The organism is Hyphobacterium sp. CCMP332 (assembly GCA_014323545.1).
Lineage (GTDB): Bacteria > Bacteroidota > Bacteroidia > Cytophagales > CCMP332 > CCMP332.
Genome location: CP058647.1, coordinates 683,857 through 698,808 on the forward strand (window position 1 = coordinate 683,857; position 14,952 = coordinate 698,808).

12 protein-coding genes are annotated in these 14,952 nt (G+C 38.4%); all 12 read right to left on the bottom strand.

Features of this window, described 5'->3' with window-relative positions; all coding sequences use genetic code 11:
* Positions 1-2: 2 nt before the first annotated feature.
* On the bottom strand, positions 3-830 hold the full coding sequence (gene rplB / locus HZR84_02920) for a 50S ribosomal protein L2 (protein QNL20939.1): 828 nt from the start codon (positions 828-830) through the stop codon (positions 3-5).
* Positions 831-836: 6 nt separating this feature from the next.
* Complete coding sequence (gene rplW, locus HZR84_02925; GenBank protein ID QNL20940.1) at positions 837-1,124, bottom strand: 50S ribosomal protein L23; 288 nt, start codon at positions 1,122-1,124, stop codon at positions 837-839.
* Position 1,125: 1 nt separating this feature from the next.
* The gene (gene rplD, locus HZR84_02930; GenBank protein QNL20941.1) at positions 1,126-1,752 is read right to left on the bottom strand and encodes a 50S ribosomal protein L4; all 627 of its coding nucleotides are present in this window, start codon (positions 1,750-1,752) and stop codon (positions 1,126-1,128) included.
* Between the two features lies 1 nt (position 1,753).
* Positions 1,754-2,368 (bottom strand): 50S ribosomal protein L3, encoded by a 615-nt coding sequence (gene rplC, locus HZR84_02935; protein ID QNL20942.1) that lies wholly within the window; start codon positions 2,366-2,368, stop codon positions 1,754-1,756.
* A gap of 144 nt (positions 2,369-2,512) precedes the next feature.
* Positions 2,513-2,818 carry a 30S ribosomal protein S10 gene (gene rpsJ, locus HZR84_02940; protein QNL20943.1) on the bottom strand — a complete coding sequence of 102 codons (306 nt, stop codon included), beginning with the start codon at positions 2,816-2,818 and terminating at the stop codon, positions 2,513-2,515.
* Between the two features lie 10 nt (positions 2,819-2,828).
* The gene (gene fusA, locus HZR84_02945; GenBank protein QNL20944.1) at positions 2,829-4,961 is read right to left on the bottom strand and encodes an elongation factor G; all 2,133 of its coding nucleotides are present in this window, start codon (positions 4,959-4,961) and stop codon (positions 2,829-2,831) included.
* Between the two features lie 6 nt (positions 4,962-4,967).
* Entirely contained in the window at positions 4,968-5,435 is a 468-nt protein-coding gene (gene rpsG / locus HZR84_02950; protein QNL20945.1) for a 30S ribosomal protein S7, read from the bottom strand.
* A 13-nt stretch (positions 5,436-5,448) separates the two neighbouring features.
* Positions 5,449-5,823 (bottom strand): 30S ribosomal protein S12, encoded by a 375-nt coding sequence (locus HZR84_02955; GenBank protein ID QNL20946.1) that lies wholly within the window; start codon positions 5,821-5,823, stop codon positions 5,449-5,451.
* A 95-nt stretch (positions 5,824-5,918) separates the two neighbouring features.
* Complete coding sequence (locus HZR84_02960) at positions 5,919-6,239, bottom strand: DUF3467 domain-containing protein (GenBank protein ID QNL20947.1); 321 nt, start codon at positions 6,237-6,239, stop codon at positions 5,919-5,921.
* A gap of 2 nt (positions 6,240-6,241) precedes the next feature.
* Complete coding sequence (rpoC, locus tag HZR84_02965; GenBank protein ID QNL20948.1) at positions 6,242-10,552, bottom strand: DNA-directed RNA polymerase subunit beta'; 4,311 nt, start codon at positions 10,550-10,552, stop codon at positions 6,242-6,244.
* A 24-nt stretch (positions 10,553-10,576) separates the two neighbouring features.
* Entirely contained in the window at positions 10,577-14,452 is a 3,876-nt protein-coding gene (gene rpoB, locus HZR84_02970; GenBank protein ID QNL20949.1) for a DNA-directed RNA polymerase subunit beta, read from the bottom strand.
* Between the two features lie 98 nt (positions 14,453-14,550).
* On the bottom strand, positions 14,551-14,934 hold the full coding sequence (rplL, locus tag HZR84_02975; GenBank protein QNL20950.1) for a 50S ribosomal protein L7/L12: 384 nt from the start codon (positions 14,932-14,934) through the stop codon (positions 14,551-14,553).
* Between the last annotated feature and the right edge of the window lie 18 nt (positions 14,935-14,952).

Here is a 14,952-nt window from a genome sequence, read left to right on the forward strand (position 1 = left end):
AATTATTTTCTTTTAGAAACTATTAATCTATCAGAGTACTTTGAAGGTTTTCTTGTTTTTAAACCTTTAGCATACAAACCATTTCTCGATCTCGGATGTCCTCCTGAAGCTTTACCTTCACCACCACCCATTGGGTGATCAACCGGGTTCATGGCAACTCCTCTTGTACGAGGTCTTTTACCTAACCATCTGTTGCGTCCTGCTTTTCCAGCTTTCGCATTCATATGCTCACCATTAGACACTACACCAACGGTTGCATAACAATTAACCAATACCATCCTCATTTCCCCGGAAGGTAATTTAATGGTTGCATATTTTCCTTCTCTGGCAACAAGCTGTGCATAAGATCCAGCACTTCTTGCCATGCTTGCACCTTTCCCGGGTTTTAATTCAACATTGTGAATTATCGTACCTACAGGAATTTTAGATAAAGGCAATGAATTTCCCAACTCAGGAGGACATAGCTCTCCAGAAAGAATGACCGCTCCAACTTTCAAACCGTTAGGCGCAATTATATATCTTTTCTCACCATCCTTATAATTCAACAATGCAATTCTTGCTGTTCTATTTGGATCGTATTCGATTGATTTTACTGTTGCCGGAATATCAAACTTATCCCTTTTGAAATCAATCTCTCTGTATTTTCTTTTATGACCACCACCAACATTTCTGACAGTCATTCTCCCTTGGTTATTTCTTCCACCTTTAGAAAATTTACCATTGGTCAATGATTTAACAGGCGTATTCCTATTGTCAGTTAGCTCATCAAAAGATGGCGCTAGTCTATGTCTTTGTCCTGGTGTATTTGGTCTTAATTTCTTAACTGCCATTTCTTATTAGATTTCGCTGTAAAAATCAATTATCTCACCTTCTGCGACAGTGACGATCGCTTTCTTGTAAGAAGGAGTTCTTCCTGAAATAATCTGCGATTTAGTATATCTTGTCTTAGGTTTGCTGGAAGCGAGGATGGTATTAACCTTTATAACATTAACGCCATACATTTGCTCTACTGCTCTCTTTATTTCAACCTTATTTGCCTTTTTATCAACGACGAAAGCGTATTTGTCTTTCTCGTTTAAATCGGTCATTTTTTCGGTTACTATAGGTTTCTTTAATACGCTCATCTTAATTAATATTTTCAGCTATCGCCTTAAGACCTGATTCTGTAAAAATCAATGAATTACAATTCATCAAGGTATAAGTAGTCACCTCAGATGCGGGGATTACTTTTGTATTAGGAATATTTCTTGATGATTTGTAAAGATTTGAATCACTCTTCTCAGTAATTATCAGTGACTTAGAATCTGATTTACCAAGATTATTAAGGATAGTAATAAAATCCTTGGTTTTTGGTTGCTTGAGAGTAAAGTCTTCGAGGATTGTAATACCCTTATCTTTTGCTTTTTGGCTCAATACAGACTTTCTCGCTAAAATTCTTTCTTTTTTATTAAGCTTAAAACCATAGTTCCTTGGCCTTGGACCGAATACAGTACCCCCACCTTTAAGAATTGGTGATTTGATGCTACCCTGGCGAGCCGTACCTGTACCTTTTTGACGTTTTAGTTTTCTAGTTGATCCGGTAATTTCAGCTCTTTCTTTCGATTTTGCCGTTCCTTGTCTCTGGTTATTCAGATAATTTTTAACGGCAAGATAGACTACATGCTCATTTGGCTCAATCTGAAATACTTCCTTAGCCAGTTCTGCCTGTTTACCTGTTTCTTTACCTTCGATATTGTAGATTGGTAATTTCATCTTATTTCTCAATAATTACGAATGAATTATTTGCCCCCGGAATTGATCCACTGAGGACCATCAAATTTTTCTCGGGCATTATTTTTAATACTCTTAGGTTTTGAATTTTTGTTCTGTCATTACCCATTCGACCAGCCATTCTAAGACCTTTAAAAACTCTGGCCGGATAAGAAGCTCCACCAATTGAACCAGGTGCCCTCATTCTGTTGTGTTGACCGTGGGTAGATTGTCCTACACCGCCAAAACCATGTCTTTTAACTACGCCTTGAAATCCCTTTCCCTTGGAAATACCAACAACATCAACAAATTCTCCTTCTTCAAAGACCTTATCAGGGGTCACTTCATCACCTAAATTCCATTCATTCTCTGGTAAAAATTCTGCTAGCTTACTTTTAGGTGTAGTCTTGGCTTTTTTGAAATGCCCAAGTAGTGCATTGGGTGTATTTTTTTCTTTGCGCTCACCAAAAGCAAGTTGTATAGCTTCATAGCCATCCTTCTCTTTGGTTCGCACCTGAGTGACCACGCAAGGACCGGCCTCTATTATCGTACAAGCAACGTTTTTACCGTCTTCGAACATGCTTGTCATCCCTATTTTTTTCCCAATTATTCCTGACATTATCTTTATTCTTTTAACTAGCCCATTGGCTTTTTCGCAAAAAGGACTGCAAAGTTAGCGTTTTTAATAATATTTCAAAAGGCATCATAAAAAAAAGAGAGACCGATTCGCAACCGACCTCTCCTTTTTGAAAATGCAATGATTTTATACTTTTATTTCAACCTCAACTCCACTTGGAAGCTCAAGTTTCATTAGTGCATCCACAGTTTTAGTACTAGTTGAATAAATATCAACAAGTCTTTTATATGTGCAAAGCTGAAATTGCTCTCTTGACTCCTTGTTTACATGAGGCGATCTCAAAACAGTAAAAATCTCCTTTACAGTTGGCAAAGGAATCGGGCCACTAACTACGGCTCCGGTAGACTTTACCGCTCTTACAATCTTCTCCGAAGATTTATCGACCAAATTGTGATCGTATGATTTGAGCTTAATTCTGATTTTCTGATTCATGTTTATAAATTTAAGCGAGAGCTCCTTTTTCGGATGCAATTACTTCTTCTGCAATATTTTGTGGTACGAAATCATAATGTGAGAATGTAAGAGATGCAGATGCTCGACCTGAAGTAAGCGTTCTTAAATCTGTTACATAACCAAATAATTCACTAAGAGGAACATCTCCTTTTATTATTTGAGCACCACCTTTTGAATCCATGCCTTTCATAATACCCCTTCTCTTATTCAGGTCTCCGGTTACAGATCCTGTAAACTCATCTGGGGTAACAACTTCTACAGCCATGATTGGCTCCATTAATCTCGGGCCACAATTTTTTGCTGCTGCTTTAAAACCAAGTTTTGCTGCAACTTCAAATGACAATGCATCTGAATCCACATCGTGGAAAGAACCGTGGTATAATCTCACTTTCAAAGAATCAATTGGATATCCTGCAAGAATACCATTCTTCATTGCTTCTTTAAAACCTTTTTCTACTGATGGAATAAATTCTCTAGGAATAGCACCACCTACAATTTCGTTGACAAATTGCAAACCTTCTTTCTTTTCGTCATCCGCTGGACCAACTTCAAATACGATATCTGCAAATTTACCTCTACCACCTGTTTGCTTCTTGTAAACTTCTTTATGTTCTGTACTCGAAGTCAATGCCTCTTTATAAGCAACTTGTGGAGCACCCTGATTGATTTCAACTTTAAATTCGCGCTTCAATCGGTCGATGATAATTTCAAGGTGAAGTTCACCCATACCTTTAAGTACGGTTTGCCCCGTTTCGTGATTGGTCTCAACTACAAGTGTAGGATCTTCTTCAACAAGTTTTGAAATTGCTACACCGAGTTTGTCTACATCTGCCTGTTTTTTAGGTTCGATAGCATAACCAATTACCGGCTCCGGGAATGACATTTCTTCGAGAATGATTTTCTTTTTCTCGTCACTTAAAGTATCACCGGTTTTAATGTCCTTAAATCCAACGGCTGCACAAATATCTCCCGCTTCTACAAAATCAATCGGATTTTGCTTGTTGGAGTGCATTTGCATTAGCCTTGAAATTCTTTCTTTCTTTTGAGTCCTATTATTGAAAACGTATGAGCCTGCATCCAGTCTTCCTGAATAAACTCTCATAAAGCAGAGTCTACCTACGAAAGGGTCAGTCATAATTTTAAAGGCCAAAGCAGAGAATGGTTCGCTAGCTTCTGGTTTTCTTTTTTCTTCCTGCTCTGTATCCGGATTTGTTCCTGTTACAGGAGGTAATTCCATAGGAGAAGGCAAATAAGAAATAACAGCATCCAATAAAGCCTGAACTCCTTTGTTTTTAAATGCCGATCCGCAAAGAACCGGAGAAAAAGACATGTCAATTACTGCTTTTCTCACAGCTGCCATAACTTCTTCAGCTGTTATAGAATCGGGATCTTCATCAAATTTCATGAAGAGTTCCTCATCGTAAAGCGCCACGTTTTCAATTAATTCAGTTCTCCATTGAAGAACATCTTCTTTTAAGTCTTCAGGTATGTCAACTACTTTATAGGTCATTCCAAGATCTTCATCATTCCAGATGACGGCCTTGTTTAATACCAGGTCAACAACTCCTTTAAACGAATCTTCTGCTCCTATTGGAACCTGAAGAGGAACCGGGTTTGCACCTAATTTCTCTTTAATTTCTTTAACAACATTGAAAAAATCAGCCCCTACTCTATCCATTTTGTTAACAAAACAGATTCTTGGAACACGATATTTATCGGCCTGACGCCAGACTGTCTCAGATTGTGGTTCAACTCCGGATACTGCACAGAATAGTGCGACAGCACCATCAAGCACACGCAAAGAACGCTCTACTTCAACTGTAAAGTCAACGTGGCCGGGAGTGTCAATAATATTTACTTTATAGTCCTCAGTCTCAGCCGTAGCTTGTCCCTGTTGTGTCGGGTATTTCCAGAATGTAGTTGTGGCAGCACTGGTAATCGTAATTCCTCTTTCCTGCTCCTGCTCCATCCAGTCCATGGTAGCGGCACCATCATGCACTTCACCAATTTTATGAGTTAGTCCGGTATAATACAGTACTCTTTCTGTTGTGGTTGTTTTTCCGGCATCAATGTGTGCCATGATACCGATATTTCTCGTATGTTTTAAATCGACTTTAGCCATTATTAATTAGAATCTAAAATGAGAAAATGCTTTGTTTGCTTCAGCCATACGATGTGTATCATCTTTTTTCTTCACCGCAGAACCTTCGCCTTTTGAAGCAGCAATAATTTCACCTGCAAGTCTTTCGGTCATTGTTTTTTCATTCCGGGCTCTTGCAAATTTTATCATCCACTTCATCCCTAATGCTACTTTTCTTGAAGGTCGAACCTCGATAGGCACCTGGAATGTGGCCCCTCCTACTCTTCGGCTTTTCACTTCAACTGAAGGCATGATATTATTCAATGCTTTTTTCCAGGTTTCCAATCCGTTCTCACCTGTTCTTTCTTCAATTAGTTCACAAGCGTCATAGAAAATTGCATATGAAACATTTTTCTTGCCTCCCAACATCAAGTTGTTTACAAATTGAGTGACCAATTCATCTTTGAATTTAGGATCCGGAAGGAGTGGTCTTGCTTTTGGTTTTAATTTTCTCATTTCCCTTTAGAAATTATTTTTTGGGTCGTTTTGCGCCGTATTTTGATCTTCTCTGAAGCCTACCGTTTACACCCGCTGTATCCAATGCACCACGGATAATGTGATATCTCACACCCGGAAGATCCTTAACTCTTCCACCTCTGATTAAGACAATAGAGTGTTCCTGAAGATTGTGTCCTTCACCAGGGATATAAGCATTCACTTCTTTACCGTTTGTCAACCTCACCCTTGCTACTTTTCTCATTGCAGAGTTAGGCTTCTTAGGTGTAGTTGTATATACTCTGGTACATACCCCTCTTCTTTGAGGACATGAATCCAAAGCCGGAGACTTAGATTTTGAAATCAAAGTCTTTCTTCCTTTTCTTACAAGTTGCTGAATTGTAGGCATTTATAATAATATTTTTGTTTCAGCCAAAATTTTTGGACTGCAAAACTATTTAAAAACTTAATATTTACCAATCGATTTTAGAATTAATATTGAGATCAGGCCTCACCAACTGGTCCACCAAAATTCATTGGAATCTTCATTTCACCGTCAGCCTGCTTGATCTCTCCAAAATTTTCTTCGTATTTGCGAATATTATCATTTAAAGCACGCATTAATCTTTTGGCGTGTTCGGGTGTGATTACGATTCTAGATTTAACCTTGGCTTTCGGTGTACCCGGCATCATTTTAATAAAATCAATCACAAATTCGCTCGAAGAATGAGCGATCATTGCTAAATTAACATAGATGCCCTCCGCCATTTCGTCGGAGAGCTCTATATTTATCTGATTTTTCTCTTTCTTTTGCTGATCAGCCATAACTATTCAGAGACTTTTTCATCGCTCAATTCAGCTTCTTTTTCCCCTTCCATAAGAAGATCATAATCATCTGCTGAACCCACAATTACATCTTGAAAATCTCTAAAACCTGTACCGGCAGGTATCTTGTGACCAACAATCACATTTTCTTTAAGACCTTGCAGATCATCAGCCTTTCCACGTATTGAAGCTTCGCTTAATACTTTTGTTGTTTCCTGGAATGATGCTGCAGAAATGAAACTTTCAGTTCCCAAAGAAGCTTGAGTGATTCCCTGTAGTGCAGGACTTGCCAATGCAGGCTTTGCATCCCTTACTTTTACGGGTTTCATATCTTTTCTCTTCAAACTTGAGTTCTCATCTCTGAGTTTTCTCAAAGAAACAATTTGACCTTGTTTCAAATTTTGAGAATCTCCCGGATCTTCAACTACTTTCATTTCAATGATGTTATCATTTTCTTCCATGAAAGCAAATTTGTTAACATTCTGTCCTTTGAGGAAGCTGGTATCACCTGAATCGATAATTTCAAGCTTCTGCATCATTTGACGAACGATAACTTCAATATGTTTATCGCTAATTTTTACACCCTGAAGTCGGTATACTTCCTGAATTTCATTAACGATATATTCCTGAACAGCTGTTGGCCCTTTAATGGATAAAATATCAGACGGTGTTATTGCTCCATCCGAAAGTGCATACCCGGCTTTAACAAAATCATTATCCTGTACAAGAATATGTTTTGACAAAGGCACAAGGTATTTTTTCTTCACTTCATCCTTAGACTCAACAAAGATCTCTCTGTTTCCCCTTTTGATACCACCAAAAGAAACTACACCATCAATTTCACTAACCACCGCCGGGTTTGAAGGGTTTCTAGCCTCAAATAACTCAGTTACTCTTGGAAGTCCACCCGTGATATCCCTTGTTTTACTTGTAGATCTTGGAATTTTTGCAAGAATGTGACCAGCTTTAATTTTTTGACGCTCGTTCACATTAATGTGGGCACCCACAGGAATATTGTATCCCTTGCTTTCCCCTTTAGAATCACTAACAATAATTGCAGGATTCTTGGTTTTATCTTTGGTGTCAACAATCACTTTCTCTCTGTGACCTGTTTGCTCATCAGACTCTTCTCTAAAAGTAATCCCTTCTTCAATTGACTCATAGGCAATTTCTCCCGGAAATTCTGATAAAATAACAGCATTGTAAGGGTCCCAATAACACAATTCCTCTCCTTTCTTAACTTTCTGTTTTTCCGTAACCTTTAAGAAAGCACCATAAGGTACATGATTCGTAATTAAGGTCTTTTTAGACTTAGGATCGATAATTTTTATCTCACCCATTCTAGACATAACTACTTCAGAATCGTTATCATCTTTGTCTTTTGTGGTAACAGTTTTTAAATCTTCGAATTCTACAACGCCTTCAAACTTGGCATGGATTGAAGCTTCAGTTGCAATATTTGACGCTGTACCACCAACGTGGAACGTACGTAAAGTCAGCTGAGTACCTGGCTCACCAATCGATTGAGCTGCAATAACACCAACAGCCTCACCTCTTTGTGCCATATCTCCACTGGCAAGATTTCTACCGTAGCACTGAGCACAGATTCCCTTTTTAGAATCACAAGTCAATGCCGATCTGATTTCCACTGTCTCAATACCGGAGTTGTCAATTCTATCTGCTATTTCTTCGGTAATTTCCTCATTCGCTTTTAGAATTAGTTCTTCGGAAATAGGATCAATGATATCATTCAAGGCAACTCTACCCAAAATTCTTTCAGATAATGGCTCAACTACTTCTTCATTATCTTTTAAAGCGGAAGTACTGATACCTCTTAAGGTGCCACAATCTGCCTCGGTAATTACAACATCCTGAGATACATCTACCAATCTCCTTGTCAAATATCCCGCATCAGCAGTTTTCAATGCTGTATCAGCCAGACCTTTTCTTGCGCCATGTGTAGATATGAAATATTCAATTACATCAAGACCTTCTTTGAAATTCGAAATAATTGGGTTTTCAATAATACCACCAACACTACCAACTAAGTTTTTCTGTGGTTTGGCCATCAATCCTCTCATTCCACCCAACTGACGAATCTGCTCTCTTGATCCTCTGGCTCCAGAGTGCATCATCATATATATACAATTGAAACCCTGCTCATCAGTTTCCAATTGTTTCATCAGCGTGTTTGTGATTTGAGAATTGATCCTGGTCCAGATGTCTATCACCTGGTTATATCTTTCATTATCAGTAATCAGACCCATCATATAATTCTGGGAAACTGCTTCTACCTCTTCTTTTGCTTTAACTATCAATTCCTCTTTCACAGAAGGTATGATAATTTCAGATAGTCCCATTGACAATCCTCCTTTGTAAGCATTTTGGAATCCTAATTCCTTGATGTCATCCAGGAAGTTTGCTGTTCTTGATACACCACAAGTTTTGTAAATAGAAGAAATGATTTTTTGCAGCTTTTTCTTTGTCAAAAGCTCATCGATAAACCCTACTTCTTCAGGTACATACTGGTTGAAAAGAACTCTTCCTGCAACTGTCTCAATTAATTTTGTTTCAAGCTCACCAGCTTCATTTCTTACATTCGTACGTACTTTAATGTGAGCATGCTTGTTTAATCGCCCTTCGTTAATGGCAATTATTACTTCTTCAGGACCGTAGAAGGTCATTCCTTCGCCGTCTATTGGATATTCTTTTGTATGCTTTCTTCCTTTCGTCAAATAATACAATCCCAATACCATATCCTGTGATGGGACAGCAATAGGTGCACCATTGGCAGGATTTAAAATATTATGACTGGCCAACATTAGCAACATCGCTTCCAATACGGCGCCATGTCCAAGAGGTACATGAACTGCCATTTGGTCACCATCAAAGTCAGCGTTGAATGCAGTACAAACCAATGGATGTAACTGAATAGCTTTACCCTCTATTAGTTTTGGTTGAAAGGCCTGAATTCCCAATCGGTGCAAAGTTGGTGCACGGTTAAGCATCACAGGATGTCCCTTCAATACGTTTTCAAGAATATCCCAAATTACAGGATCCTTCCTTTCAACAATTTTCTTCGCTGATTTTACGGTCTTTACAATTCCTCTTTCGATTAATTTTCTAATCACGAAAGGTTTGAAAAGCTCAGCCGCCATATTTTTAGGAAGGCCACATTCGTGCATTTTCAGTTGTGGGCCTACAACGATTACTGATCGACCCGAATAATCAACTCTTTTTCCTAAAAGGTTTTGACGGAAACGACCTTGTTTCCCTTTAAGCATATCACTTAAAGATTTCAAAGCTCTGTTACCTTCAGCTCTTACTGCATTTACTTTTCTTGAATTGTCGAAAAGTGAATCAACTGCTTCCTGAAGCATTCTTTTTTCATTTCTAAGAATAACTTCCGGCGCTTTTATTTCTATTAATCTTTTTAAACGGTTATTTCTAATAATAACCCTTCTGTAAAGATCATTTAAATCTGAAGTGGCAAATCTTCCACCATCCAAAGGCACAAGTGGCCTTAATTCTGGTGGAATAACGGGAACCATTTTAATGACCATCCATTCAGGACGATTTTCGATTCTTGTTCTTGCTTCTCTGAATGCTTCAACAACTTTAAGTCTTTTAAGCGCTTCGGCTTTTCTTTGTTGTGAAGTATCATTGGCAGCCTGATGACGCAATTGATAAGACAAGCTATCAAGGTCCAGTCTACTCAAAAGCATTTCAAGTGCATCTGCACCCATTTCAGCGATAAATTTATTAGGATCGCTGTCATCGAGACTTTGATTTTCCCTTGGAAGTTTATCCAGAATGTCCAGATACTCATCTTCTGTTAAGAAATCCAAATAATTGACTCCGTCCTCTTCTTTAATACCGGCCTGAACTACCACATATCTTTCATAATATATGATCTGATCCAGTTTTTTAGTAGGTAATCCTAAAAGGTATCCTATTTTATTTGGCAAAGACCTGAAATACCAGATATGAGCAACAGGAACAACCAATTCGATATGTCCCATTCTTTCTCTTCTGACTTTCTTTTCAGTAACCTCAACTCCACATCGGTCACAAATGATTCCTTTGTATCGAATTCGCTTGTATTTACCGCAATGGCACTCATAATCCTTTACGGGCCCGAAAATTCTTTCACAGAATAATCCTCCCATTTCCGGTTTATAAGTTCTGTAATTTATGGTTTCCGGCTGAGTTACTTCTCCGTAAGAACTTTCCAGGATAGACTCCGGCGAAGCCAGACTGATCGTAATTTTATTAAAATCACTTTTTATTTTCTTATTTCTTCTAAAAGCCATAATGACAATTTAAATCTTAAATAATTAGTCGAGTGTAACCTCTAATGCTAATCCCCTTAATTCATGCACAAGTACATTAAATGATTCGGGAACATTTGGTGTTGGAGTATTTTCGCCTTTTACGATTGATTCGTAAGTTTTCGCTCTTCCAATCACATCATCCGATTTTACAGTCAACATTTCCTGTAAAACATTAGAAGCACCAAATGCTTCAAGTGCCCATACCTCCATTTCACCAAATCTCTGACCACCAAACTGAGCTTTACCTCCAAGTGGCTGTTGAGTGATGAGTGAGTATGGTCCAATTGATCTCGCGTGCATTTTGTCATCTACCATGTGACCTAGTTTCAACATGTAGATTACACCAACAGTTACCGGTAAATCAAATTGATCACCAGTTAAGCCATCGTATAAATAAGCCCTTCCGTAATCAGGCAATCCTGCTTCTTTTAGCTCATTTTCAACTTCTTGGGCTGTAGCACCATCAAAAATTGGGGTTGCATATTTTTTACCCATTTTAAGCCCGGCCCATCCAAGAACAGTTTCATAAATCTGGCCGAGGTTCATACGGGAAGGCACACCCAATGGATTGAGCACAATATCAACCGGAGTTCCGTCTTCCAGGAATGGCATATCCTCTTCTCTCACAATTCTTGCAACGACACCTTTGTTTCCGTGTCTACCTGCCATTTTATCCCCTACTTTCAGTTTTCTTTTCTTAGCGACATACACTTTGGCAAGGCTAACAATACCGGTTGGCAATTCATCGCCTACCTCTAAGGTGTATCGCTCTCTTTTAAATGATCCCATGAACTTGTTTCGCTCCAATGTGAAATTCTTCACCAGTTGCTTAACTTTAGTGTTCAATTTCTCATCATCTGTCCAGTTTTCGTGAATCAAATCACTGAGTAGGTTTGCTTCTTCCGGTACCGAGTAATTACTCTCGTCCCGATAAACATTCTTTTCAGGGAAGATCTTTTCACGAATATTATTTTCAGTAAATTTCGTTCCCTTAGGTATGATATCATCCCCAAATTTGTGTTTTACACCATTTGATGGTTTACCAGCAAGAATTTCTGCCAATTTCTTAACCGCTCTTGCTTTGAGTTCAGTTAATTGATTGCCGTATTTTTGCTTTAAGATTTCAACTTCTTTTTTAGCTTTTACTCTTGAATCTTTATCTCTTTTAGGTCGAGAGAATAATTTGGTGTCAATCACGACTCCTTTTAGAGAAGGAGGTGCTTTCAATGAAGCGTCTTTAACATCACCGGCTTTATCTCCAAAGATTGCTCGAAGTAATTTTTCTTCCGGAGTCGGATCAGATTCCCCTTTCGGTGTTATTTTACCGATAAGGATATCGCCTTCTTTAATCTCCGCACCTACACGAATGATACCGTTCTCATCCAAATTAGCTACGGCTTCTTCACTTACGTTAGGAATTTCAGAGGTTAATTCCTCTTCACCCCTTTTGGTATCACGAACTTCGAGTTCAAATTCTTCAATATGAACTGATGTAAATACATCGTCTTTTACAACTCTTTCTGAAATTACGATTGCATCTTCAAAGTTATATCCCTGCCAAGGCATAAAGGCTACGAGCATATTTTTACCAAGGGCTAACTCTCCGTTTTCAGTTGAGAAACCTTCACATAAAATATCGCCTTCCTTAATTTTCTGCCCTTTTTTGACAATAGGTTTAAGGCTTACGCAAGTGTCCTGATTGGTTCTTCTGAATTTGATAAGATTGTATGTCTTCTCGTTTTCTTCAAAATTCACCAATTCCTGCTCTGCAGTTAAGGAATATCGTATTGTGATTTTTTTAGCATCAACGAAAATTACTTCTCCATCTCCTTCAGCTCTAATAAGGGTTCTGGAATCACGGGCTGCTCTTGCTTCCATTCCTGTGCCCACTATTGGAGCTTCAGGAATTAAAAGTGGAACTGCCTGACGTTGCATGTTAGATCCCATAAGTGCTCTGTTGGCATCATCGTGTTCCAAAAATGGAATTAAAGAAGCGGCAACAGATACAATCTGGTTTGGAGCAATGTCCATTAAGGCAATTTTATCAGGCTCAATAACAGGAAAATCACCTTCAAGTCGTGCTTTTACTTTGTCATTTATAAATTTACCTTTCGCATCTACCGGTGCGTTTGCCTGAGCGATGAAGGTATCATCTTCTTCTTCAGCTGTAAGATATTTAACCTCACCGTTGATATCTACAACTCCTTTTTTAACCTCTCTATACGGTGTTTCAATAAATCCCATGTTATTCACTTTGGCATGAACACAAAGTGAAGAGATCAGTCCAATATTCGGACCTTCAGGTGTTTCAATGGTACACAGCCTTCCATAGTGAGTATAATGAACATCCCGAACCTCGAATCCTGCTCTTTCTCTTGAAAGTCCTCCGGGTCCTAAAGCCGACATTCTTCTTTTATGGGTTATCTCAGCCAAAGGATTTGTTTGATCCATGAACTGAGATAGCTGATTTGTTCCAAAGAATGAATTGATGACCGATGACAGCGTTCTCGCATTAATAAGGTCAACAGGTTTGAATTCCTCATTATCACGAACATTCATTCTCTCTTTAATAGTACGAGCCATTCTGGCCAGTCCAACTCCGAATTGAGAATACAATTGTTCTCCAACAGTTCTTACACGTCTGTTGCTCAGGTGGTCAATATCATCCACCACTGCTTTTGAATTAATTAAACCAATAAGATACTTTACAATTAAAATAATATCCTGATTGGTTAGAACTTTCACTTCAGAATCGATATCAAGACCCAATTTCTTATTGATTCTATATCGACCTACTTCACCCAAATCGTATCGTTTATCTGAGAAGAAAAGATTTTGAATTACCTCACGAGCCGTAGCTTCGTCTGGTGCTTCGGTATTTCTCAGCTGACGATAAATTTGCTCAACGGCCTCTTTCTCAGAGTTTGAATTGTCCTTTTGAAGTGTATTGTAAATAATCTGGTAATCGGCAATGTTAACATCTTCTTTATGAAGAATTACAGATTTTGAACCGGATTCTACAATAAGCTCTATATCATCTGCCTCAATGGCGGAATCCCTTTCCAGTAAAACTTCATTCCTATCGATTGAGATTACCTCACCGGTATCTTCGTCCACGAAATCCTCTGTCCAGGTTCTTAAAACCCTCGCCGCTAGTTTTCGGCCAATAATTTTCTTAAGATTTTTCGCTGTCGCCTCGACTTCTTCAGATAAACCGAATAATTCAAGTATTTCTTTATCTGAACCGTATCCGATAGCTCTTAAAAGAGTAGTGACAGGAAATTTCTTTTTCCTGTCGATGTATGCGTACATGACATTGTTGACGTCTGTAGCAAATTCTATCCAAGAACCTTTAAATGGAATAATTCTGGCAGAATATAATTTGGTTCCGTTAGTATGTTTACTCTGAGCAAAGAATACACCCGGAGATCTATGTAACTGAGAAACGATTACTCGTTCAGCTCCGTTGATCACAAAAGATCCCTTGGGAGTCATGTAAGGAATATTACCAAGAAATACTTCTTGTTCAATAGTCTCAAATTCCTCGTGTTCCTCATCATTACATGAAAGCCTTAGTTTAGCTTTCAAAGGGACAGCATATGTTAGTCCTCTATCGATACACTCATCGATGTCGTATTTTGGAGGGTCAATGACATAGTCAATGAATTCCAATACGTAGACTTCTCTGGAATCTGAGATAGGAAAGTTCTCACAAAATACTTTGTAAAGACCTTCTTGCAATCTGTTTTCCGGATTGGTATCCAACTGGAAAAAATCTCTGAAAGATTTTAACTGGACATCTAAAAAATCCGGATATTCTATTGATGATTGAGTGGAAGAAAAATTAATTCTTCCGGTTGTTTTATCTACACTAGCCAAGGCTCGGGTTTTTTAATGAAAAATTATTACTAGGTACAAACAGGAAAAGACCTGACGCAAGCCAGGCCTACAATGGACTAAATTTCCTTTGAGAGCTCTTATTTTAATTCTACTTCTGCTCCTGCTTCTTCTAATTTTGCTTTTAAAGCTTCCGCTTCATCTTTAGGTGCACCTTCTTTTACTGCTTTTGGCGCTCCGTCAACGATTTCCTTAGCTTCTTTCAAACCTAAACCAGTTACTTCTTTAACTAATTTTACAATTTGAAGTTTAGCTCCACCTGGTGATTTAAGGATTACGTCGAATTCTGATTTTTCTTCAGCTGCTCCTGCGCCTTCACCTGCTCCACCACCTGCTACCATTACTGGAGCGGCTGCTGCTGCCGGTTCGATACCATGTGTTTCTTTTAAATAGTCAGCTAATTCATTAACTTCTTTAACTGTTAATTCTACAAGCTGATCCCCTATTGCTTTTACGTCTGCCATTTTAAAAAGTATTTATTC